18 protein-coding genes are annotated in these 22,417 nt (G+C 75.3%); 3 read left to right on the top strand and 15 right to left on the bottom strand.

All coding sequences use genetic code 11. The annotated features are described in order from the left end of the window. Nucleotides 1–45: 45 nt before the first annotated feature. The 4 genes from ATM99_RS04000 to dapE form a co-directional block, all read right to left on the bottom strand. Nucleotides 46–1,392 carry a hypothetical protein gene (locus ATM99_RS04000; protein WP_190278767.1) on the bottom strand — a complete coding sequence of 449 codons (1,347 nt, stop codon included), beginning with the start codon at nucleotides 1,390–1,392 and terminating at the stop codon, nucleotides 46–48. Further along, entirely contained in the window at nucleotides 1,389–2,315 is a 927-nt protein-coding gene (gene folP, locus ATM99_RS03995; protein ID WP_062101648.1) for a dihydropteroate synthase, read from the bottom strand. The genes ATM99_RS04000 and folP overlap by 4 nt, the downstream gene beginning before the upstream one ends. After that, on the bottom strand, nucleotides 2,312–3,193 hold the full coding sequence (locus tag ATM99_RS03990; protein WP_082659244.1) for a TIGR00730 family Rossman fold protein: 882 nt from the start codon (nucleotides 3,191–3,193) through the stop codon (nucleotides 2,312–2,314). Before ATM99_RS03990 ends, folP begins: the two co-directional genes overlap by 4 nt. Before the next feature lie 77 nt (nucleotides 3,194–3,270). Further along, entirely contained in the window at nucleotides 3,271–4,386 is a 1,116-nt protein-coding gene (dapE, locus tag ATM99_RS03985; RefSeq protein WP_062101638.1) for a succinyl-diaminopimelate desuccinylase, read from the bottom strand. Between the two features lie 81 nt (nucleotides 4,387–4,467). Here dapE and dapD point away from each other — a divergent pair, with 81 nt between their 5' ends. Both dapD and ATM99_RS03975 read left to right on the top strand, forming a co-directional pair. After that, nucleotides 4,468–5,463 (top strand): 2,3,4,5-tetrahydropyridine-2,6-dicarboxylate N-succinyltransferase, encoded by a 996-nt coding sequence (gene dapD, locus ATM99_RS03980; protein WP_062101637.1) that lies wholly within the window; start codon nucleotides 4,468–4,470, stop codon nucleotides 5,461–5,463. Nucleotides 5,464–5,467: 4 nt separating this feature from the next. Continuing rightward, on the top strand, nucleotides 5,468–6,379 hold the full coding sequence (locus ATM99_RS03975) for a hypothetical protein (RefSeq protein ID WP_062101636.1): 912 nt from the start codon (nucleotides 5,468–5,470) through the stop codon (nucleotides 6,377–6,379). Nucleotides 6,380–6,472: 93 nt separating this feature from the next. Here the strand turns inward: ATM99_RS03975 and ATM99_RS03970 are convergent, their stop codons facing one another. The 3 genes from ATM99_RS03970 to fdxA form a co-directional block, all read right to left on the bottom strand. Further along, nucleotides 6,473–7,783 carry a citrate synthase gene (locus tag ATM99_RS03970; RefSeq protein WP_082659242.1) on the bottom strand — a complete coding sequence of 437 codons (1,311 nt, stop codon included), beginning with the start codon at nucleotides 7,781–7,783 and terminating at the stop codon, nucleotides 6,473–6,475. A gap of 229 nt (nucleotides 7,784–8,012) precedes the next feature. Beyond that, nucleotides 8,013–9,161, bottom strand: a complete 1,149-nt coding sequence (dapC, locus tag ATM99_RS03965; protein WP_190278766.1) for a succinyldiaminopimelate transaminase — start codon at nucleotides 9,159–9,161, stop codon at nucleotides 8,013–8,015. 25 nt (nucleotides 9,162–9,186) lie between these two features. Next, nucleotides 9,187–9,513, bottom strand: a complete 327-nt coding sequence (gene fdxA / locus ATM99_RS03960) for a ferredoxin (protein WP_062101635.1) — start codon at nucleotides 9,511–9,513, stop codon at nucleotides 9,187–9,189. Nucleotides 9,514–9,607: 94 nt separating this feature from the next. Here fdxA and ATM99_RS03955 point away from each other — a divergent pair, with 94 nt between their 5' ends. After that, nucleotides 9,608–9,901: a hypothetical protein gene (locus ATM99_RS03955; RefSeq protein WP_062101634.1), complete on the top strand. Its 294-nt coding sequence runs from the start codon at nucleotides 9,608–9,610 to the stop codon at nucleotides 9,899–9,901. A 13-nt stretch (nucleotides 9,902–9,914) separates the two neighbouring features. Here the strand turns inward: ATM99_RS03955 and ATM99_RS03950 are convergent, their stop codons facing one another. From ATM99_RS03950 to ATM99_RS03910, 8 genes are all read right to left on the bottom strand, one after another. Continuing rightward, on the bottom strand, nucleotides 9,915–12,809 hold the full coding sequence (locus tag ATM99_RS03950; RefSeq protein ID WP_062101633.1) for a VanW family protein: 2,895 nt from the start codon (nucleotides 12,807–12,809) through the stop codon (nucleotides 9,915–9,917). 126 nt (nucleotides 12,810–12,935) lie between these two features. Next, nucleotides 12,936–13,430 carry a flavin reductase family protein gene (locus ATM99_RS03945; RefSeq protein ID WP_062101632.1) on the bottom strand — a complete coding sequence of 165 codons (495 nt, stop codon included), beginning with the start codon at nucleotides 13,428–13,430 and terminating at the stop codon, nucleotides 12,936–12,938. Next, nucleotides 13,427–13,798, bottom strand: coding sequence for a hypothetical protein (locus ATM99_RS03940; protein WP_062101631.1), 372 nt, complete (start codon nucleotides 13,796–13,798; stop codon nucleotides 13,427–13,429). The genes ATM99_RS03945 and ATM99_RS03940 overlap by 4 nt, the downstream gene beginning before the upstream one ends. A gap of 5 nt (nucleotides 13,799–13,803) precedes the next feature. Then, complete coding sequence (locus tag ATM99_RS03935; protein ID WP_062101630.1) at nucleotides 13,804–14,760, bottom strand: PIG-L family deacetylase; 957 nt, start codon at nucleotides 14,758–14,760, stop codon at nucleotides 13,804–13,806. Further along, the gene (locus tag ATM99_RS03930) at nucleotides 14,757–16,517 is read right to left on the bottom strand and encodes a BCCT family transporter (protein WP_062101629.1); all 1,761 of its coding nucleotides are present in this window, start codon (nucleotides 16,515–16,517) and stop codon (nucleotides 14,757–14,759) included. The genes ATM99_RS03935 and ATM99_RS03930 overlap by 4 nt, the downstream gene beginning before the upstream one ends. 23 nt (nucleotides 16,518–16,540) lie before the next feature. Next, entirely contained in the window at nucleotides 16,541–18,478 is a 1,938-nt protein-coding gene (gene typA / locus ATM99_RS03925; protein ID WP_062101628.1) for a translational GTPase TypA, read from the bottom strand. A gap of 52 nt (nucleotides 18,479–18,530) precedes the next feature. Then, complete coding sequence (locus ATM99_RS03920; RefSeq protein ID WP_082659235.1) at nucleotides 18,531–20,474, bottom strand: ABC transporter substrate-binding protein; 1,944 nt, start codon at nucleotides 20,472–20,474, stop codon at nucleotides 18,531–18,533. Between the two features lie 152 nt (nucleotides 20,475–20,626). After that, nucleotides 20,627–22,417 carry an ABC transporter ATP-binding protein gene (locus ATM99_RS03910; RefSeq protein WP_062101625.1) on the bottom strand — a complete coding sequence of 597 codons (1,791 nt, stop codon included), beginning with the start codon at nucleotides 22,415–22,417 and terminating at the stop codon, nucleotides 20,627–20,629.

Below are 22,417 nucleotides of genomic sequence, written 5' to 3'. Positions count from 1 at the left end.
TTCACCGAGGGCGGACGCCGCCGCGGTGCCCGCAGCACGGACCGGTCACGGCGGCCAGTCGCCGTGCGGGTTGAACTCCCACATCTGGCGGATCCACAGCACCTGCAGCCCGAGCATGAGGACGAGCACCGCCCCGAACCACAGCCTCCGCGCCCACGCGGGGCGCGTCACGACGCCGGCCGTGACCGCTGCCAGCGGGAACGCGAGCAGCAGGAACCGCGCGAGGCTCGAGCCCGGCTCGATCACCGCGACGATGTACAGCACGTACGCGGCCGACCACGCGTGCAGCTCGGGCCCGATCCGCCAGGCGGCCGGCACGAGCAGCACCGCCAGCACGAGCGCCGCACCTGCCGCCACGAGCCACGGGCCGGCGTCGCCGAACCAGAACTGCGGCACGTACGTCCACCCGTAGAACGGCGTCACCTCGCGCACGCCCCGCCACGCCTCCTGCGTCTGCAGGTAGCCGTCCGGCACGCCCGTCGCCCACCCGCAGATGGCCGGCCACGCGACGCCCGAGACGCCCGACGCGACCGCGAGCCCCGCCAGGCCGACGCCGTCGCGCCGCGTGAAGGTGTCGTCGCCGCGCCGCGCGCGCCACCAGCGCACGCCGGCGTGCACGACCACCACCACCGCCATCGGCAGCGCGACCGCGCGCGTGAAGCCGAGGGCGACGACCGCGAGCGCGGCCCAGCCGTACCGGCGCCGCACGATCAGCAGCAGCGACGTCGCGACCAGCAGCAGCGCGGCGGACTCGGTGTAGGCGACCTGCAGGACCGCGGCCGTCGGGAACGCGCAGACCAGCGCGACCGACGCGAGCGGCAGCCCCGGCCGGGCCGCGACGGCGCGCGGCGCACCGTGGCGCACGACCTCGTGCACGACGAGGGCCGCGAGCGCCGCGAGCACGAGCGCGACCGTCGGTGCGACCGCGACCCACGAACCGCCCGTGAGGGCCATGAGACCGCGCACGAGCATCGGGTACAGCGGGAAGAACGCCCACGGGTTCTGCTGCACGAGGCCCTGCGCGTCGCGCGGGAGCTCGGCGGGGTACCCGGACTCGGCGATCTGGCGGTACCAGCCGCCGTCGTACATCAGCGCGACGTACTGCTGGTACGGCGGGTTCGCGTCGGTCCACAGGTTCGCCTCCTGGACCGTCGAGGTCCAGACGAACACGACCCCGGCCAGCAGGCGGGACGCCGTGAAGACGAGCAGCACGTGGAACCACCACGGCCAGCCGCGCACACGCTCCCACCAGCCGGCCGGCGCCGTCCCGGCCACGTCGACCGTGCGGTCGTCGCCCGCGGGCGCGGTGTCGGCGGGCGCAGTCCCGGCGTCCGCGCGGCCACCAGCGACCGCCGGCGCGGCGACGTCGCCGCGGCCCGGCCCGGTGCTCACAGCATGCCCCGCAGCGCGACGGCCGGGGCGCGCTCGGCACGGATCGCCGCGACCATGTCGAGCGTGCGCCGCGTGGCCGCGACGTCGTGCACGCGGAACACCCGGGCGCCGAGCCACGCCGCGACGGCCGTGGCGGCGAGCGTGCCCTCGAGGCGTTCGTCCGGCGGCAGGTCGAGCGTCTCCCCCACCAGGTCCTTGCGCGAGATCGCCATGAGCACAGGGTGCCCGATCTGCACGATCTGCGGGGTCCTTCTGAGCAGGTGGAGCGAGTGCCAGGTGGTCTTGCCGAAGTCGAGCGTCGCGTCGACGAGCACCGACGCGGGGTCGACGCCCAGCCCGACCGCCCGCGCCGCGGCGGCGGTGAGCGTGCGGACCACGTCGTCGACCACGCCGTCGAGCGGGTCGACGCCCGGCGGCGCGGGGTACGTGACGCGGAACGGGTCGGTGCGCGGCGTCGCGCCTCCGGTGTGCGAGCACACCACCCCCAGGCCCCGCTCGGCGGCGACCTCGACGAGTCCCGGGTCGTGCCCCGCCCACGTGTCGTTGAGCAGGTCCGCGCCCGCGTCGGCGACCGCGCGCGCGACACCGGCCCGCCACGTGTCGACGCTCACCAGCAGGTCCGGGTGCCGTGCGCGCACGCGCTCGACGACGGGCACGACGCGCGCGATCTCCTCGGCCTCGTCGACCACGGGGCCACGTCCGGCGCGCACGCCGCCGACGTCCAGCAGGTCGGCGCCGTCCTCGACCGCACGGTCGACGGCGGCGTCCACGTCGTCGTCGCGGTAGCGGGCCGCGGCATAGAACGAGTCCGGCGTGCGGTTGACGACCGCCATGACGACGGGCCGGTCGGGCCCGAACGTCCGGCCGCGCAGCCGCAGCGGTGCCGCGCCGGCGGGGACGCCGGGCAGCGGACCGCTGGTCACCACCCGCCGCCGGACACCTGGTCGTCCTGCCGGTCACCGGTGCCGGTCTCACGCACGGGGCCACCGCTCGCCGCCTGCGCCTCGCGCACGGCGTGCGCGGTGGCGCGCGCGGCAGCGGCCTCCTCGGCTCGGAGCTCGGCGTTGCGCCGCACCACGAGGTCGACGGCCTCCTCGGCCGTCGAGGCGATCTGCAGCAGGTCGACGTCGGCCGCGGCGATCATGCCGTGCTCGTGCACGGTGCCGCGCAGCCACGTCAGCAGGCCGTCCCAGTAGTCGCCGCCGAGCAGCACGATCGGGAAGCCCGTGACCTTGTGCGTCTGCACGAGCGTGAGGGCCTCGAACAGCTCGTCGAACGTGCCGAAGCCGCCCGGGAGGACGACGAAGCCCTCGGAGTACTTGACGAACATCGTCTTGCGGGCGAAGAAGTAGCGGAAGTTGACCCCGAGGTCGACCCACCGGTTCATGCCCTGCTCGAACGGCAGCTCGATGCCGAGCCCGACCGACAGGCCGTCGGCCTCGGCCGCACCCTTGTTCGCGGCCTCCATGACCCCGGGGCCGCCGCCCGTGATGACGGCGTACCCGGCCTCGACCAGCCCGCGCGCGACGTCCTGCGCCATCGCGTAGTACGGGTCGTCGGGCTTGACGCGCGCCGAGCCGAACACGCTCACGGCCGGCCCGACCTCGGCCAGCGCGCCGAACCCCTCGACGAACTCGCTCTGGATCCGCATGACGCGCCACGGGTCGTCGTGCAGCCAGGACGCGCCCTCGCCGCGCGACAGCAGGCGCTGGTCGGAGGTCGTGGCGGGGATCTGGTCGCGGCGCAGCAGCACGGGGCCGCGGCGGTACTCCGGTGCGGGTGCCGACGTCTCGTGGGTCATGCTCCGAGCCTAGGCGCAGGTCGCGGGCCTCGCGGGTGGAAGCCCGCGTGCCCGCCGGGCTTCCGCCGCGCGCGTCGTCAGGCCGTGCCGAGCGGCTGCGCGTCGGGCTGCTCACCCGTGAGCCACGCGCGCAGCGCCCGGTGGCACAGCTCGATCTGCGCGACCGGCACGCGCTCGTCGTCCTTGTGCGCGAGCAGCGGGTCGCCGGGCCCGAAGTTCACGGCCGGGACGCCGAGCTCGCTGAACCGCGCGACGTCCGTCCAGCCGTACTTGGGGGCGGGACGACCGCCGGTGACCGCGAGGACGACGGCCGCGAAGTCCTGCGCGGCCGGCGCGTCGAGCCCGGGCCGGGCGCCCGCGGCGGCGTCGGTGACCTCGACGTCGTAGCCCACGAACAGGTCGCGCACGTGCGCGACCGCCTCGTCGACCGAGCGCGACGGCGCGAACCGGTAGTTGACCGTGACGACGCACGCGTCGGGGATGACGTTGGTCGCCGTGCCGCCGCTGATGAGCACGGCGTTGAGGCTCTCGCGGTACGCCAGCCCGTCGACCTCGACGGTCGCGGGCTCGTACGCCTCGAGCCGGCGCAGCACCTCGCCCGCGGCGTGCACGGCGTTGACGCCGACCCACGCGCGCGCCGAGTGCGCCGCGACGCCCGCGAGCCGCACCTCGACCCGCAGGGTCCCGTTGCAGCCGCCCTCGAGCCCGCCGCCGCTCGGTTCCCCGAGCACCGCGAAGTCCGCCGCGAGCCACTCGGGGTGGTTCCGCACGACGCGCCCCAGGCCGTTGAGGTCGGACGCGACCTCCTCGTGGTCGTAGAACACCCACGTCACGTCGTGCACCGGTGCGGTCAGCGACGCCGCGAGCGAGAGCGCGACGGCGACCCCGCCCTTCATGTCGACCGTGCCGCGGCCCCAGAGCACGTCACCCTCGAGGCGCGTGGGCAGGTTGTCCGCGAGCGGCACGGTGTCGAGGTGCCCCGCGACGACCACGCGGCGGTCCCGGCCCAGGTGCGTGCGCGCGACCACGGTGTCGCCGTCGCGCAGCACCTCCAGGTGCGGGTGCGCGCGCAGCGCGGCCTCGACCGCGTGCGCGAGGCGCGTCTCGTCGCCGCTCACGGACGGCAGGTCGCACACCTGACGCGTGAGCGTCACGACGTCGGCGGACAGGTCGAGCGGGTCGTCGGCAGCCACGGCGCCGACCCTACGCGCCCGCCCGCTCCCGCACCGCGGACGGGCCGCCGTGCGGACGAGGCCGCGCCGTAGGCTGGCGCCATGACCGACCGCACGGCCTGGGGCCTCGGCCTGGCCACCGTCACCGAGTCCGGCACGACCCTCGACGTCTGGTACCCGACGCCGGCCCTCGGCGGCCCGCCCGCGACCCTCGAGCCCGACGACGCGACCTCGGTCGCGCTGCACGCGCCGGCCGACCTCGCGGCGTGCGAGCGCCACGACGCCGCGCGCGGCGTGCACGTCCGGCTCGTCGCGACCGTCGTCGACCTCGACGCGCCGCCCGCCGGGACCGCCGACGCGTACCTGCGTCTGCACCTGCTCTCGCACCGCCTGGTCGCACCGCACGGGCAGAACCTCGACGGCGTGTTCGCGGTGCTGCCGAACGTCGTGTGGACCGACCGCGGGCCGTGCGCGGTCGAGGACTTCGAGGCGACCCGGCTGCGCCTGCGCGCCGCGACGGGCACGCCCGTCACCGTCTACGGCGTCGACAAGTTCCCGCGCATGGTCGACTACGTGCTGCCGTCGGGCGTGCGCGTCGCCGACGCCGACCGCGTGCGCCTGGGAGCCCACCTCGCACCGGGCACCACGGTCATGCACGAGGGGTTCGTCAACTTCAACGCCGGCACGCTCGGCACGTCGATGGTCGAGGGCCGCATCTCGGCGGGCGTCGTGGTCGGCGACGGCTCCGACGTCGGCGGCGGCGCGTCGATCATGGGCACACTGTCCGGTGGCGGGCGCGAGGTCGTGTCGATCGGCGAGCGCTCGCTGCTCGGCGCCAACTCGGGCCTGGGCATCCCGCTGGGCGACGACTGCGTCGTCGAGGCCGGCCTCTACGTCACCGCGGGCACCAAGGTGCGCCTCGTCGGCTTCGACGTCGAGGGTGCCGTCGACGAGGGCGGCGCGCGCGTCGTCAAGGCCCGCGTGCTCGCGGGGGCCGACGGCGTGCTGTTCCGGCGCAACTCGCGCACGGGCGAGGTCGAGGCCGTCGCACGGTCCGGCGCGGGGGTGCAGCTGAACGCGGCCCTGCACGCGAACTGACGCCGTGGCCCGTCGCCGTCCGCGCCGCCGTCGTGGCGGCTGCCTGCCCGCGCTGGGCGTCGCACTGCTCGCGGTGCTCGTGGCGGGCGTCGGCGTCGTCGGCGTCGTCACCCTGCTCGACCGGACACGGCCGCGACCGCCGGTCGCCGAGCGCTGCGTCGCCCACCTCGACGGGACCGACTGGAGCCTGAGCCCCGACCAGGCGCAGAACGCGGCGCTGGTCTCGTCCCTGGCCGTGCGCCGCGGGCTGCCGGCGCGCGCCGTGACGATCGGGCTCGCGACGGCGTTGCAGGAGTCGCGCCTGGAGAACATCGACTACGGCGACCGGGACTCGATCGGGCTGTTCCAGCAGCGCCCGTCGCAGGGCTGGGGCACGGTCGAGCAGATCATGGACCCCGTCTACTCGACGACCAAGTTCTACGAGGGGCTCGAGAAGGTCCCGGGCTACCAGGACCTGCCGGTCACCGAGGCCGCGCAGGCGGTGCAGCGCAGCGGCTTCCCCGACGCGTACGCGCAGCACGAGGTCCGCTCGCGCGCGTGGGCCTCGGCGCTCACGGGGTGGTCGCCCGCCGCGCTGCGCTGCACGCTGCGCCCCGTCGGGACGCCGACCGGCACCGGCCCGGTGGTCGACCGGGTGGCCCGCGACTGGGGCGACCTGCCCGCGACCGCGCAGCTCGCCGACGGACCCGAGGGGACGCCGTCGCGCGTCGACCTCGACGCCACGGCGCTCGTGCCCGACGACGCGTCGCGCGCCGGGTGGACGCTCGCGCAGTGGGCCGTCGCGGTCGCACGCGACACGGGGGTCGAGGGCGTGACGGTCGCCGACCGGACGTGGACGCGCAGCGACCCGACGTGGCAGCCGACGGACGCGCCCGCGCTGCCGCCCGGCCAGGTGCGGGTGACCGTCAGCGGCTGACGTGCCCCGCGGGGCGTCGCCGACGGCCGGCGCCGCCCGTCGCCGCGCGGCGCGGGGTCGCTCCCGACCCCGCGCGCGGCGCGGCGCGGCCGGTCAGCGGTCGGCGACCTGCACGTACGCGCGCTCGGTGGCGCCCGTGTACACCTGCCGCGGGCGACCGATCTTGGTCTGCGGGTCGTTCATCATCTCGCGCCACTGCGCGATCCAGCCGGGCATGCGACCCAGCGCGAACAGCGGCGTGAACATCTGCTCCGAGAAGCCCATCGCCTTGTAGATGAGCCCGGTGTAGAAGTCGACGTTCGGGTACAGCTTGCGCGAGACGAAGTAGTCGTCGTGCAGCGCGATCTCCTCGAGGCCCATCGCGATGTCGAGCAGCTCGTCGGTGCTCCCGAGGGCCTGCAGCACCTCGTGGGCGCTCTGCTTCACGATCGCGGCGCGCGGGTCGTAGTTCTTGTAGACCCGGTGGCCGAAGCCCATGAGGCGGACGCCGTCCTCCTTGTTCTTCACGCGGCGCATGAAGTCGGTGGCGTCGCCGCCGTTCGCCTTGATCTGGTCGAGCATGCGCAGGACCGCCTCGTTGGCCCCGCCGTGCAGCGGGCCCGAGAGCGCGTTGATGCCGGCGGCGACCGACGCGTAGACGTTGGCGTGGCTCGAGCCGACGATGCGGACCGTGGAGGTCGAGCAGTTCTGCTCGTGGTCGGCGTGCAGGATCAGCAGCTTGTCGAGCGCGTTGACGACGACCGGGTCCGGGTCCCACTGCTGGTACGGCACCGCGAACGTCATGCGCAGGAAGTCCTCGACGTACCCGCGCGAGTAGTCCGGGTAGAGCAGCGGCTCACCCTTGGCCGTGCGGTGCACGTACGACGTGATCGTGCGCGTCTTGGCGAGGATGAGGACCGTCGCGAGCTCGACCGTCTCGGGGTCGAACGGGTCGAGCGACTCCGGGTAGAACGTCGACAGCGCGTTGAGCGCCGACGCCATGACCGTCATCGGGTGCGCGCCGCGCGGGAACGAGCCCAGGAACGTGCGGAAGTCCTCGTGCACGAGCGTGTGGCGGTTGACGCGCTCCTCGAACGAGCCCAGCGCGTCGGGCGTCGGCAGCTCGCCGTGGATGAGCAGGTACGCGACCTCGAGGAACGAGGAGTGCTCGGCGAGCTGCTCGATCGGGTAGCCGCGGTAGCGCAGGATCCCCGCGTCGCCGTCGATGTAGGTGATCTGCGACTCGCAGGACGCGGTGTTCATGAACCCGGGGTCGACGGTGACCATGCCGGTGTCACGCAGCAGCGACGACACGACGATGCCGTCGTTGCCCTCGGTCGCGGGGACCACGGGCAGGTCGTGGGCCTGCCCGCCGACCACGAGCTGGACGGGGGCCTGCACCGGTGCGGTGACGACGTCCGACATGGTGTTCCTTCCTGCGCCGACGAGCGTGCGACCGGCCCCGGCGGGTGCGCCGTGACCTCCTGGGGTGGCCGGCGCGCGGTGGTGACCCTCGTCGGCCCGCAGCGACGGTACCCGCGAATCCGGCATCCTGACGACCGCGCGAACGGACCTTGGTCCGTATGTGATGCGCCTCACATGGGGTAGGGGTCGGGCGGCGCGCCGCGCCGGGCGGCCCGCGACCCCTGCTGGATCAGGCGCCCGCGAGCCGCGCGGCGGCCTGCGCGACCCGCTCGTCCGACGCCGTCAGCGCGACCCGGACGTGCCCGGCCGCCGCCGCACCGTAGAACGCGCCGGGCGCGACCAGCAGGCCCGACGACGCGAGGTCGCGCACGGTCGTCCACGAGTCCTGGAACCCGCCGTCCGGGCGCACCCACAGGTACAGGCCGGCGTGCGAGCGGTCCACGACGTACCCCGCGGCCTCGAACCCGGCTCGCAGCGCCCCCCGCCGCCGGCGGTACCGCTCGCGCTGCTCGGCGACGTGCGCGTCGTCGCCCAGCGCGACCGTCATCGCGGCCTGCACGGGTGCCGGCACGATCATGCCGGCGTGCTTGCGCGTCTCGAGCAGACCGGCGACCAGCCCGCCGTCCCCCGCGACGAACGCCGCGCGGTAGCCCGCGAGGTTGGACTGCTTCGACAGCGAGTACACCGCGAGCAGCCCCGTCAGGTCCCCCTGGGCGACCCGGGGGTCGAGCACGCTGGGCACGCCCTCGGTCGCCCACGGCGCGTCCCACGCGAGCTCGGCGTAGCACTCGTCGGACGCGACGACCACCGGCCGGCCCGTGCGCGCCGACGCCGCGCGAGCGGCGTCGACCACCGCACGCAGCCGTGCGACGTCCAGCACCGACCCGTCGGGGTTGCCGGGCGAGTTCAGCCACACGAGGCGCACGTCGTCACGCTGCGCGAGCACGGCCGCCGGGTCCTCGACGGGCACCGGGGTCGCCCCCGCGAGCCGCGCACCGACGTCGTACGTCGGGTAGGCGGTGGCCGGGTGCAGCACGACGTCGCCCGCGCCGAGGCCCAGCAGCGACGGCAGCAGCGCGACGAGCTCCTTGGAGCCCACCGTCGGCAGCACGGCGTCGGGATCCAGGCCCGGCACGCCGCGCCGGCGTGCGAACCAGTCGACGACGGCCTCGCGCAGCGCGCGCGTGCCGTGCGTCGTCGGGTACCCGGGCGCGTCGGCGGCCGCGGCGAGCGCGTCACGCACGACCGCGGGCGTCGGGTCGACGGGCGTGCCGACCGAGAGGTCGACGATGCCGTCGGGGTGCGCGCGGGCCAGCTCGGCCAGCGGCACGAGCGAGTCCCACGGGAAGTCCGGCAGCGCGCCGGTCAGCAGGCCCACGTGGCGTCGTCCGCGGGGCGCGGCGTCAGTCGCCGTGCACGCGCAGCGGCAGCGTGGCGATGATCGGGTGGTCGTGGTCGATCTCGCCCATCTTCGCGGCGCCGCCGGGCGAGCCGATCTCGTCGAAGAAGTGGACGTTCGCCTCGTAGTACGGGGCCCACTGCTCGGGGACGTCGTCCTCGTAGTAGATGGCCTCGACCGGGCAGACCGGCTCGCAGGCGCCGCAGTCCACGCACTCGTCGGGGTGGATGTACAGCGAGCGCTTGCCCTCGTAGATGCAGTCCACCGGACATTCCTCGATGCACGCCTTGTCCTTGACGTCCACGCAGGGTTCGGCGATCACATACGTCACGGCGGGTCCTCCACGGGTGCAGCGGTCGACCTAGTATCCCCCACGTGACCGCCGTGACGACCCCACGTCCAACCCCCGACACGCGGCGCACGACGTGAGTCGCGCCACGTGGCAGACCTGGGCGCCCGGCACGCGCGTCGTCGTGCGCCGGCTGCGCGACGACCTGCCCCCCGACACGCCGACCGGCACCCTGCACGGGGGCGAGCCGCCGTTCACGGACGTGCTGGGCGACGTGGTCGCGGTCGACGCCACGGGCCTCACCGTGCGCACGCGGCGCGGCGACGTCACCGTCCCCGCCGCCGCGGTGGTGCGGGCCAAGGTCGTGCCGCCCGCGCCGCCGCGCCGCGCGCCGCGTCGGGCACCGCAGGACGTCGACGACGCGGGCTGACGCCGCGGACCCGTCAGGGGGTCGGCGGGGCGTCCGGCGGCGGCGGGTTGCCGCACACCACGCGGTTCTGCGGCTTGTAGCGCCACGTGTTCGACTCGGTGTCGACCAGCTGCCCGTCGAGGTACACGCGCCGCGTGTTCGTCACGGTGAAGCCCGGGTTGCCCGCGCTCTGCGCCGAGCACGTCGCCGACTGCGAGTACACGGTCGTCGGCGACACGACGCCCGAGCGCCCGCTCTTCTCGGTCTCGACCGTGAAGTGCTTGGTGCTCCAGATGCGCACGGTCGCACGACCGTCGGCCACGTACCCCTGCACGAGTGCGCCGTAGGGCGTGTTGTTCTTCCACTTCATGTCGATCACACCGGTGAAGATCGTGGCCTCACGCCCCTCCGGGTAGCGCTGGAACCACTCGGAGTGCGGCGTGTGCTCGACGTCCTCGAAGCCCGCGAAGTACGCCGCGTTGTACGTCGTCGTCGACACCTGCGACAGACCGCCGCCCCACGCGTCGGCGTGCTCGCCGTTGACGATCGCGCCGGCCTGCACGAACCCGTGGGCCGCGTCGACCGGGCCGAGCGCCTCGGTGAGGCTGAACGTCTCCCCGGGACGCACGAGCGTCCCCGTGATGTTGCGCAGCCCCGTCGCGATGTTCGACGTCCGTCGCGGCTCGCTCGTGAGCGGCGTCGAGAACTCCGAGACGACCTCCTTGACACCGAGCGCCTCGAGCGCCGCCGTGGTCTGCGCGGGGTCGCTCTCGACGAGACCGACCGTGGCGAGCCGGTTGCTCGTCGCGGACGTCGCCGCGTCGGCGACGGCGGTCGCGACCGCGGCGGGGTCGAGCGTGGTGCCCGCGACGCCGGGCACGATGACCGGCGAGCCGTCCTGGAACTCGAAGCGCGCGTCCGCCGCGGTGGTCAGCAGGTCGGGAAGCTGGCCCAGCAGCGCGTCGGTGAGCGCCTGGCCGTCGAGCTGCAGCTCGAGCGTGCCGTCCACAGGCGCGAACGACGCGTTGCTCGTCAGGGTGGGCACGTCGAGCGTGGCCTGACGGTCCGCGACGTGGACGGTCACGGGGGCGGCCGCGAGCGGCTGCGCGACCTGCGTCATGACGCGGTCCGTCTCCGCCTGCGTGATCGCGGGCTCGGTCGGTGCGGTCGGCAGCTCGACGGGGGTCGGCTCCGTGAGCCAGCCGTCCGCCAGCGCGTCGGCCGCCGCCTCGACGTCGAGGTCCCAGCCGTCGACGGCCTGCGTCGCGTGCGGGGCCCCGTCGGCGAACACGACGGTGCCGTCGACCGGTGCCAGGACCAGCGACCCCGACAGCTCGGTGAGCGCACCCTCGAGCGCGGTCTCGTCGACCCGCGAGACCGGCGGCTGCTCGCGCACGCCCACGATCTGCCGCCACAGCCGCACGGGCTGCATCAGGTCGACGCCGGTGAGGCGCGCGACCGTCGCGTGCGCGTCGAGCGCGAGACCCGCGGCGGCCGGGTCGAGCTCCGCCTGGACGTCCTGCGCGACGACCGGGACGGGGCCCGCCGTCCGGTCGGCGAGACCCGACACGAGCGCCTGCTCGGCCTCGTCGGCCGACATCCCGCCGATGTCCACCCCGGCGACCGTCGCACCGCGCGGCACCTCGTGGGCCAGCGCGTACGACGCGCCGACGTAGCCGCCGACGAGCAGCACGAGCACGGCGCCGACGACCGCGAGCACGCGAGGCCAGCGGCGCGGGGTCGCGTCGTCCTCGAACACGTCGAGCGGTGAGTCCTTGCGCTCGGAGACGGGCGTGCGCACGACGGGTCCTCCCGGGGCTCCCGGCGCGGCGGCCGCGCCCTGCGTGGTCGCCGGCCACGGCGAGGCGGCGGTCCGCGGCGCGTCACCGTCGTCGACCCGCGGCATGACCGCGGTGGCGTCCGACGAGCGCGGCTCGGCGTGCTCCGGCGGCGCAGCGCCCTCGGGGGCGGGCTCGGTGGGCGCAGCGCCGTCGTCGGACGGCACGTCCGACGCGGCGGGCTCCGGCGAGGTGGCCGGTGCCGCCGCGGCGTCGGTCGCGTCACCGCCCTCGGCGGCGGAGCCGGTCGCGCCAGGGTCGTCGGGCCCGACGTCGCCCGGGTCGTCGGAGGTCGGGTCGTCGGCGATCGGCTCGTCGGAGATCGGCGCGTCGGCGGCCGGGGCGTCCGACCCCGGGTCGTCGACGGTCGGGTCGTCCGCCGCCCCGTCGTCGGCGCGGGCGCCGCCGGCGTCCAGCGGGCTGCGCGGCAACGCGTGAGCGGGAACACCCACGGCTGCGGCGTTGAGCGCGGCGAACGCGAGCGCGGACAGGTCGACCGGCCCCGCAGCGCGCGGCGCGGCGGCCGGGGCGTCGTCGGCGGCGGCGGGGGTCTGCCCGGACACCACCTCGTCGCCGTGCTCGTCCCGGGCGGCCGCGTCGGCGTCGGGTGTCTCGGCGGCGACCGCGTCGGCGTCGGGCGTGCCGGCGGCGACCGCGTCGGCGTCGGGCGCGTCGGCGAGGGGCGTGGCGTCGGCGTCGGCGTCGGCGGGGGACGCGTCGTCGATGCGCGCGTCCTCGGCGGGTGCGTCCTCACCGGGTGCGTCGTCGACGACCGGGGCCGTCACGGCGACGTCGTCCCACGAGGGCCACGCGGTCAGGGGTGCGGCCGGCTCGGGCGCGAGCGCGCGACGCGCGGGCGGCTGCTCGCCGCCGGCCGTCGACCCGACGTCCGGCGTCGCGGGCTCGTCGGCGGCGGTGTCGCCGGAGGCGGTGTCAGCGGCGGCGTCGCCGGCGACGGTGTCAGCGGCGGCGTCGCCGGCGGCGACGGGACGCCGCGGGTCCGCGGCACCGTCCTCACGCGGCCCCCCGGGCACGGCGGGGTCACCCGCGGCGTGCTCGTCCGGTCCGTCGCGGTCGGTCCCGTGCGTCATCGATCCCCCGAGGTGGTGCTGGGCGCGCGCGTTCCGCGCGCGCGGCGATTCTACGGCCCGTCACACGCGCGTCGGGGACGCGGTCGCCGTCCGGCGCGCAGCGCACGGACGTGCCCTCCTCACCGCTCAGCGGACGCCACGCAGCCGTCCCCGCAGGTGGACGAGGCCGCCCGCGTCGGGCGCCCCCTCACGCGCCGCCACGACGCGCCCGACCACGACGTCGTGGTCGCCCGCCGCGTGCACCGCCTCGGTCCGGCAGTCGAACCAGGCGGCGGCCCCGTCGAGCCACGGCGCACCCGACACCGGCGCCGGTGCGTGGGCGACCCTGTCGAGCTGCCCCACCGCGGGGCGCCCGGGCGACGCGAGCCAGTCGGCCACGTCGGCCTGGTCGTCGGCGAGCACCGAGACGGCCCACCCGTCGGTGGCGTCGAGCACGTCGCGCAGCCGGGCGTCGGTGTGCACGCAGAAGAGCAGGAGCGGCGGGTCGAGCGAGACCGAGGCGACCGACGACACCGTGGCGGCGTGCACCACGCCGTGGCGGACCGCGGTGACCACGACCACCCCGGCCGCGAGCCGTGCCGCGACGGCGCGGTAGGCCTCGGGCTGGACGGCGGCGGTCACGTCGTCGCCGGCGGCGGGTCCTCGACCCAGCGCCGCGGCACGAGGGCGACCAGTCCCAGTGCCACCACGGCCCCGACCGCCCACGCCCAGCCCCACGCGTCGCCCGCGGGGACGAGCACGTCGCCTCCGGGGCCCCGCCCGGAGAGCACCTGCGCCGCGGCGAGCGTGCCGACGACCGTCGCGAACCAGCCCGCCCAGCCGGCCCACGCGCGCGTGACGAGGGCGGCGGCCAGCACGAGCGCGACGCACAGCACGAGGCCCCAGGGACGGATCGCGCGGTGCATGACCGTGCCGATCGTCCCGGCACCCAGACCCACGCAGAGGGAGGCGACGGTGCGCGCCAGGGTCGAGGCGGTGAGCTGCGGCACGACGGTCAGGCTACCGGGCGTACGCCCTCTGGCCAGACGATCCCCGCCTCGTGCGCGCGCAGGCTGCCCGGTGCGTACCGGTAGCCCTCCGCGACGGGCAAGGCCGCGAGCACGCCGTTGCTCAGCGCGTAGCACCCGAGCAGCCCGTCGTCGCCGTCGACCGGGCGCACCGCCTGGACCTGCGTCGCGTGGGCGCGCAGGGCGGCGAGCACGCGGTCCCTCACGGGTGCGACGTCGACGAGCAGGTCGACCTCGTCGTCGGGGACGGCGACCGACGGCGGCTCGGCGGCCGGGTCCGGCAGCGTGAGGTCCTGGATCGCCGGCCCGAGCGCCGCGAGGACGGCGTCCCCCGCGAGCGCGGCCTGCGCGCGGCGCAGCGCCGCCCTGCCGGCGACCGACCACAGCAGCACGGGCACGACGTGCGCGGGCGACAGGGGGTCGTCCTCGCGCGCCGCGAGCTCCAGGGCCCGCGTCGTCACCTCGTGGGTGCGCACGTGGTCCGGGTGGCCGTACCCGCCGCCCGGCTCGTACGTCACGACGACGTCGGGCCGGCGCGAGCGCAGCACGCGCGCGAGCCCCTCGGCGGCCTCCTCGAGCGAGGCGAACGCGAACGCGCCGGGGGGCGCGTCGGACGCGGCCCCCGCGCGGCCCGCGCCGACCCAGGCCATGCCCGAGTCCTCGTACCGCTCGTCCTGCCCCACGGCCTCGTCGAGGAACCCGTGGTCGCGCACGCCCAACGCGGCCAGTGCGTCCGCGAGCTCGCCCGTGCGGTGCGCGGCGAGCGCCGGCCCGTCGCCCTCGAGGTGCGCCCAGCGCCGGCCGATGACCTCGCCGCGCTCGCCGCGCGTGGCCGTCACGACGGTCACGGGGCGCCCGGCCGCCGCCCAGGTCGCCAGGAGCGCTCCGGTCGCGAGCGACTCGTCGTCGGGGTGCGCGTGCACCGCCACCAACCCACCGGTCACGCCCGGTCCTCCCCGGTCTCGTCCTCACCGGTGCCGTTGCCGTTGCCCGCAGCCGCGTCGCGACGTTGCGCGAGCATGCGCCGCACGCGGTGGTTCGCGCCGCTGGCGAGCAGCCGCCCGCGCTCGGCCGCGACCCCCTCGCCGATCGCCTCCTCGAGCAGCTCGCGCTGCGCGATCCGCTCGGCGACGAGCGTCGCGTGGTGCTCGGCACGGAACGCCCGCACGGTCGCGGCGACCATCGCGAGCATCACCACCGAGAAGGGCAGGGCGATGAGGATCGCGGCGGTCTGCAGCGTGACCAGACCACCGGCCACCAGGAGCGACGCGGCGAGCAACGCCGTGACGGCCGACCACGCGACGCGCGTCCACGTGCGCGGCGACGGGTGCCCACCCGTCGTCAGCATCGCGACGACGAACGAGCCGGAGTCGGCGCTCGTGACGAAGAACAGCCCGATGAGCACGACGGCCCCGACCGACAGCACCACGCCGCCGGGCAGCCCGGCCAGCAGGTCGAACAGCGCGTTGGTCTGGTCGACCTCGCCGTCAGGGCCCACGAGCCCGCCACCGTCGAACAGCTCGGTCCACAGCGCCGAGCCGCCGAGCACCGAGAACCACAGGAACGTGGCGACGACCGGGACCCCCAGCACGCCCACCACGAACTCCCGCACGGTGCGTCCGCGCGAGATCCGGGCGATGAAGACGCCGACGAAGGGCGCCCAGGAGATCCACCAACCCCAGTAGAACGTGGTCCACGCAGCCTGCCACGCCTCGCCCTCGGCCCCCGAGAACGCGCTGACGTTGAACGACATGGGCACGACCCGCGCGAGGTACACGCCGATCGACTGCACGAACTCGCGCAGCAGGAACAGCGTGGGGCCCAGCGCGAGCACGCACACCATGAGCAGGCCGGCGAGCGCGACGTTGACGTTCGAGAGCCACTTCAGGCCCTTGTCGAGACCCGACACGACCGACACCGTGGCGACGGCCATGATCGCGACGACCAGCACGACCTCGAGAGTCGTCGACGCCGTCACGACGCCCAGGTGCTCCAGGCCCCCCGCGATCTGCAGCACACCGAGGCCCAGCGAGGTCGCGAGGCCGAAGACCGTCCCGACGACCGCGATGACGTCGACCACGTCACCCAGGCCGCCGGCGGCCCGCCGCTCGCCGACGAGCGGCTCGAGGGCCCACCGCATCGACACGGGCCGCCCGCGGCGGTGCACGGCGTACGCCAGCGCGAGCCCCACGACCACGTACACCGACCACGCGTGCACGCCCCAGTGCAGGTACGTCTGGATCATCGCGGTCTCGGCGAGCTGGGCCGGCGTCCCGGACGTGCCGGGCTTGGGCTGCGCGTAGTGGCTCAGCGGCTCGGCGACGCCCCAGAACACCAGGCCGATGCCCATGCCCGCCGCGAACAGCATCGAGAACCACGAGCCGAGCGAGAACTCCGGCTCGTCGTCGTCCCGGCCCAGCATGATGTCGCCGAACCGGCTCAGGCCCATCCAGAGCGCGAAGATCACGAACCCGGCGACGATGAGCACGTAGTACCAGCCGAACGCGCCGATCACGTCGGACTGCACGGCCTCCACGACGCCCTGCGCGCGGTCGGGGAACAGGATCGCGAGCGCGGCCACCACCACGATGGCGGCGGCCGCCGGCGTGAACACGCGCCACGAGACGCGGGAGCCGCCGGCGGCACGGGCCGCCGCGGCCTCCGCGCCGTCACCTGGGGAGTCGTCGGTCGGGGTCGTCATGCCGACATCCTGACCCCTGCGGGTCAGGCGCGCTTGTTGCGTGCGGTCTGACGGGCCCGCTCGGTCTGGTCGAGCACGACCTTGCGGATGCGCACGACCTCGGGCGTGACCTCGACGCACTCGTCCTCGCGCGCGAACTCGAGGGACTCCTCGAGCGTGAGCTTGCGCGGCGGGACCAGGTTCTCGAACGACTCCGACGTGGACGACCGGATGTTGTTGAGCTTCTTCTCCTTGGTGATGTTGACGTCCATGTCCTCGTTGCGCGCGTTCTCGCCGACGACCATGCCCTCGTACACCTCGGACGTCGGGTCGACGAAGAACACGCCGCGGTCCTGGAGGTTGAGCATGGCGAACGGCGTCGCGACGCCCGAGCGGTCGGCGACGAGCGAGCCGTTGAGGCGCGTCTCGATCGGTCCGGCCCAGGGCTCGTAGCCCTCGGCGATGGACGACGCGATGCCGGTGCCGCGCGTGTCGGTGAGGAACCGCGTGCGGAAGCCGATCAGACCACGCGCGGGGACGACGAACTCCATGCGCACCCAGCCGGTGCCGTGGTTGCTCATGGTCTCCATGCGGCCCTTGCGCTGCGCGAGGAGCTGCGTGACGGCGCCGAGGTACTCCTCCGGCACGTCGATCGTCATGCGCTCGGTCGGCTCGTGCACCTTGCCGTCGATGGTGCGCGTGACGACCTGCGGCTTGCCGACCGTGAGCTCGAAGCCCTCGCGGCGCATCTGCTCGACGAGGATCGCGAGCGCGAGCTCGCCGCGGCCCTGCACCTCCCACGCGTCAGGACGCTCGGTGGGCAGGACGCGCAGCGACACGTTGCCGATGAGCTCCCGGTCGAGGCGGTCCTTCACCTGGCGGGCCGTGACCTTGTGGCCCTTGCCGCCCTTGCCGGCGAGAGGCGACGTGTTGATGCCGATGGTCATCGAGATCGCCGGGTCGTCGACCTGGATGAGCGGCAGCGGCCGCGGGTCGTCGGGGTCCGTGAGGGTCTCACCGATCGTGATGTCCTCGATGCCCGCGACGGCCACGATGTCGCCGGGGCCCGCCTCGTCGGTGGGCACGCGCTCGAGCGCCTTCGTCTCGAGCAGCTCGGTGACGCGGACGTTCTGCAGCGTGCCGTCGTGGCGCGCCCAGGCGACCGTCTGACCCTTGCGCAGCGTGCCGTTGTGGACGCGCAGCAGCGCGAGGCGCCCGAGGAACGGCGACGCGTCGAGGTTGGTGACGTGCGCCTGCAGCGGCGCCGCGGGGTCGTACGACGGCGCGGGGATCTTCTCGAGGATCGTCGCGAACAGCGGCTCGAGGTCGGGGCTGTCGGGCAGCCCGCCGTCGGCCGGCTGCTCGAGCGAGGCCTTGCCGACCTTCGCGGCGGCGTACACGACGGGCACGTCGAGGATCGCGTCGAGGTCGAGGTCCGGGACCTCCTCGTGCAGGTCGGACGCGAGGCCCAGCAGCAGGTCGGTCGCCTCGTGGACGACCTCCTCGATGCGCGCGTCGGGGCGGTCGACCTTGTTGACCACGAGGATCACGGGGAGCTTGGCGGCGAGCGCCTTGCGCAGCACGAACCGCGTCTGCGGCAGCGGACCCTCCGAGGCGTCGACGAGGAGCACGACGCCGTCGACCATCGACAGGCCGCGCTCGACCTCGCCGCCGAAGTCGGCGTGGCCCGGGGTGTCGATGACGTTGATGGTGATGCCGTCGGGCTGGCCCGACGCCGCCGCCGCCGGGCCGGCGTACCGGACCGCGGTGTTCTTGGCGAGGATCGTGATGCCCTTCTCACGCTCCAGGTCGCCCGAGTCCATCGCCCGCTCGTCGACGTGGTCGTGCGCACCGAACGCGCCCGACTGGTGCAGCATCGCATCCACGAGCGTGGTCTTGCCGTGGTCGACGTGCGCGACGATCGCGACGTTGCGCAGGTCGTGGCGGACGGCCGTGCCGGAGGCCTGGTCGGTGGCGGGCATGCGGGTACTCATCTCAAGAGGGGGGCACGCCGGGCACGACGCGGCGTCCATCTTACCGCCGCGTCCAGTCCCACCACCATGTGAGGTCCGCCGCTCCCGGCGTGAGCGCCGGGACGGGGGCGAGCAACGGCAGCCCCGCGTCGGCGTCGGCGCTCCGCGCGGCCGTGACCGTCAGGGCAGGCGTCCGCACGATCGGCAGCACCGCGCCCGCCGCGACCAGCGCGTCCGACACGGCGGTCACCTGTGACGGCACCGCGGCGGGGTCGGTCTGCGCCACGAGCGCGTCGAGCAGCGCGTCGAGCCCGGCGTCCGCGTGACCGGTGACGTTGGTCGCGCCGCCGCTGCGCCACCGCGCGGCCAGGGCGGCGACGGGCAGGTCCTCCTGCGCGACGGGCACGATCGCGACGTCCCAGTCCTCCGGGCGCGTGCGCAGCGTGCCCGCGGGGTCGGCGGCCTCGACGGGCTCGACGGCGAAGCCCGCCCTCGTGCCGGCGTCGACCACGCCGTCGAGCACCGCGGCGCGCAGCGGGTCGGCCGTGTTGGTCAGGACCCGCACCGTCGGGGTCCCCTCCCCCGCGCCGTCGGCGACGTCGCCCGCCGGCACGGTCGTGGCCGCGGGTGCGCGCGAGCCGACCTGCGCGGCGACGACGTCGGACGCCTCGGCGTCGGACCACAGCGGGGCGACCGCGTCCGTCACGGCGTCGGCGCGCGGCACGGTCGCGAGGAACGCACGCCGCAGCCCGGCCGCCGTCGCGGCGGGATCGGGGGCGGCGGCGTGGGACGCCGGGTCGAACACCCCGCCCGCGCCCTCCTGCACGACCAGCTGCAGGACGGCGTCGCCGCCCGTCCTGACCGCGAGGCGGTCGTCCTCGCGGGCCGCCCCGAGGACGTCGGCCGTGCTCACCGGCGCGGCGACGTCGAGCTCGTCGGACGCGACCGCGGCGACCTGCGCGAGGGGGTCGAGGTCGGTCCGCACCCGCACGCGGTCGAACGCCGCCGGACGGTCGCCCTCGTAGGCCGCGTTGCGGACGGCCTCGACGCCGTCAGTCCCGACGCGCGTCAGCACGTAGGGCCCCGTCGTCGTCGACAGCACGGGGTCGGCGGCGACGTCGCCGGCGCGTCCCGCCGACCGCCACACGCGCGCGAGCGGGACCAGCGCGGCACGGTCCTGCTGCTGCACCGCCGTCACGACGGCGGCCGCCCAGCGCTCGGCCTCGGCGGCCGACGGGGACGACGGGGACGACGGGGACGACGCAGTGTCCGGGGCCGGCGTCGCCCCGCTGCTCGCTGCGGTCGACCCGTCATGCGTCGGCGACGCCACGGGCGACGACGGGGTCGTGGCGGCGGGCGTCGGTGCCGCGGCGGCCGCGGGGTCGAGCGCGAGCCTGCCCACGACGTGCGCGGGCAGGTTGACGTCGAGCGCGACCGGCCAGTCGGCGACGGGGGTGTCGTACACGACGGTCACGGTCGCGCCGTCGACCGTCGGGACCGCCGACGCGTGCGCGAGCGCGGCCGACGTCGCACCGAACGCCACGACGCCGTCGAGGTCGCCGGTGGGGGCTCCGGCGGCGTCGAGCTCGGGCACGACCTCGTCGAGCTGACCGCTGCGCGCCGCCCACTCGAGCAGCAGGTCGGCGGGCGTCACGGGCACGCCGTCGGACCACGTGGCGGTCGGCGCGATCGTGTACCGCACCGTCAGCGGTGCGTCGGCGAGCTTCTCGACCGTGCCGAACGACGCGTCGTGCCCGACCGTGCCGTCGTCGGCGAGGGTCGTGAACCCCGACTGGACCAGGCCGCGCACGAGCACGCTCCCGGGCGCGCGGCCCGCGGTCGTGGCCGCGTTCAGCGACGCGAACGGCAGGTCCACCGCGACGACCACGGTCCCCGCCCGCGCGGGGTCGACCGTGTCCGACGTGCACGCCGCCAGCGTGCCCGTCAGCAGCAGCGCCAACCCCGCCGCGGCGCCTCGCGCCGCCCCCCACCGCGTCCGTGCCACCGACGTCCTCCTGCAGCTGTGAACCGACCGTGCCCGAGCAGCTCCGGGCGGCGCGCGCCCGGCAGAACCCGCGGTGCCGGGCCCGACCTCGTCGGACCCGGCACCACGTCACAGCGTGCTCACCACGCGCGGGGCGGTGGTGGCGTCGGGCGTCAGCCCGCGTCGGCGAGCAGCTCGCGCAGCCGGCGGCGCTCGCGCTGCTTCTCGGGGTTCGGCAGCGGGACCGCCGCGATGAGGCGCTGCGTGTACGCGTGCTGCGGCCGGCGCAGGATCTCGTCGCGCGAGCCCTGCTCGACGATCTCGCCGCGCCGCATCACGGCGATGCGGTCGGCCAGCAGGTCGACGACCGCGAGGTCGTGCGTGACGAACAGGCACGCGAACCGCAGGCGCTGCTGGAGCTCCTGGAGCAGCTCGAGCACGTGCGCCTGCACCGACACGTCGAGCGCCGAGGTGGGCTCGTCCGCCACGAGCAGCTCGGGCGAGAGCGACAGCGCCCGCGCGATGCCGACGCGCTGCTTCTGACCGCCGGACAGCTCGTGCGGGTAGCGGTTGCGGTAGGCGCGGGGCAGCTCGACCTGGTCGAGCAGCTCCTCGATCCGCCGCTGCAGCGCCTGGCCCTTGGCCTCGCCCGCGAGGCGCAGCGGCTCGCCGATGCTCTCGCCGATCGGCAGGCGCGGGTTGAGCGACGACGACGGGTCCTGGAAGACCATGCCCACCTTGCGGCGCAGCGCCGCGAGGTCCTTGCGGGTGGCGTTGCGCACGTCGAGCCCGGCGACGGTCAGCTCTCCCTCGACCGCCGGGAGCAGACCCACGGCGGCGCGGCCGATGGTGGTCTTGCCGGAGCCGGACTCGCCCACGAGACCGACGACCTCGCCCGCGTGGACGATGAGGTCCGCGTCGCTCACCGCGCGGAACGCCGGCATCCGCCCCTGCTTGGGGTACTCGATCGCGACGCCGCGCAGCGAGAGGACGGGCTCGCCGATGCGCTCGAGCCGCTGGCGCTCGGCCTCGGCCGCCTCGGCGAGACGTCGCGCGTTCTCCGCCTCGCGTGCGGCGAGCTCCTGCGGGCTCACCTCCTGCACGAGGTCCTCGGCGCCCGTCACGGACGCGAGCGCGGCCGTGAGGTCGATCTCCGGGCCTCCGAGGTGCGGCACGGCCGCGAGGAGCTCCTGGGTGTACGGGTGCTGGGGCCGGGCGAAGATCTCCTCGGCCGGGCCGGTCTCGACGATCACGCCCTGCCGCATGACCGCGATGCGGTCCGCGAGGTCGGCGACCACGCCCATGTCGTGCGTGATGAGGATGACCGCGGAGTCGAGCCGGTCGCGCAGGTTCCGCATGAGGTCGAGGATCTCGGCCTGCACCGTGACGTCGAGCGCCGTGGTCGGCTCGTCGGCGATGAGCAGCGCGGGGTCGCACGAGAGCGACTGCGCGATCATCGCGCGCTGCCGCTGCCCGCCCGAGAGCTGGTGGGGGTAGGAGCGGAACGCCTTCTCGGGGTCCGGCAGCTCGACCATGCGCAGCAGCTCGATCGCGCGGTCGCGTGCCTCGGAGGGCGAGATCGCCCGGTGCAGACGCAGCGTCTCGACGATCTGGGCGCCGACCGTGTACGCCGGGTTCAGCGCGGTCATCGGCTCCTGGAAGATCATCGCGATGTCGTCGCCGCGCACGCGGCGCATGCGCTGCGCGGACATGCCGCGCAGCTCCTCGCCGCGCAGCTTGATCGAGCCGGAGACCCGGGCGTTGCGGGGCAGCAGGTCGAGGATCGCCATCGAGCTCACGGACTTGCCGGAGCCGGACTCGCCGACGATCGCGAGCACCTCACCGGCGCGCACCTCGTAGTTGAGCCGGATCGCGGCGGGGACCCAGCGTCGGTCCACGGCGAAGTCGACCGACAGGTCGCTGACCTGAAGGACCGGGGTCGTGGTCGCGTCGGACGTGGTCAT

The sequence above is a fragment of the Cellulomonas sp. B6 genome (assembly GCF_001462455.1).
Lineage (GTDB): Bacteria > Actinomycetota > Actinomycetes > Actinomycetales > Cellulomonadaceae > Cellulomonas.
Note: the sequence above shows the minus strand (reverse complement) of the source record. Positions and strands in the feature narration are given on the sequence as shown.

Excerpts from the sequence above, each read along its gene's own strand:
- ATM99_RS03950 (WP_062101633.1), bottom strand. The coding sequence starts at position 12,809 with ATGACGCACGGGACCGACCGCGACGGACCGGACGAGCACGCCGCGGGT.
- ATM99_RS03990 (WP_082659244.1), bottom strand. The coding sequence starts at position 3,193 with ATGACCCACGAGACGTCGGCACCCGCACCGGAGTACCGCCGCGGCCCC.
- ATM99_RS03930 (WP_062101629.1), bottom strand. The coding sequence starts at position 16,517 with ATGACGACCCCGACCGACGACTCCCCAGGTGACGGCGCGGAGGCCGCG.
- typA (WP_062101628.1), bottom strand. The coding sequence starts at position 18,478 with ATGCCCGCCACCGACCAGGCCTCCGGCACGGCCGTCCGCCACGACCTG.
- ATM99_RS03910 (WP_062101625.1), bottom strand. The coding sequence starts at position 22,417 with ATGACCACGTCCGACGCGACCACGACCCCGGTCCTTCAGGTCAGCGAC.
- ATM99_RS03970 (WP_082659242.1), bottom strand. The coding sequence starts at position 7,783 with ATGTCGGACGTCGTCACCGCACCGGTGCAGGCCCCCGTCCAGCTCGTG.
- dapD (WP_062101637.1), top strand. The coding sequence starts at position 4,468 with ATGACCGACCGCACGGCCTGGGGCCTCGGCCTGGCCACCGTCACCGAG.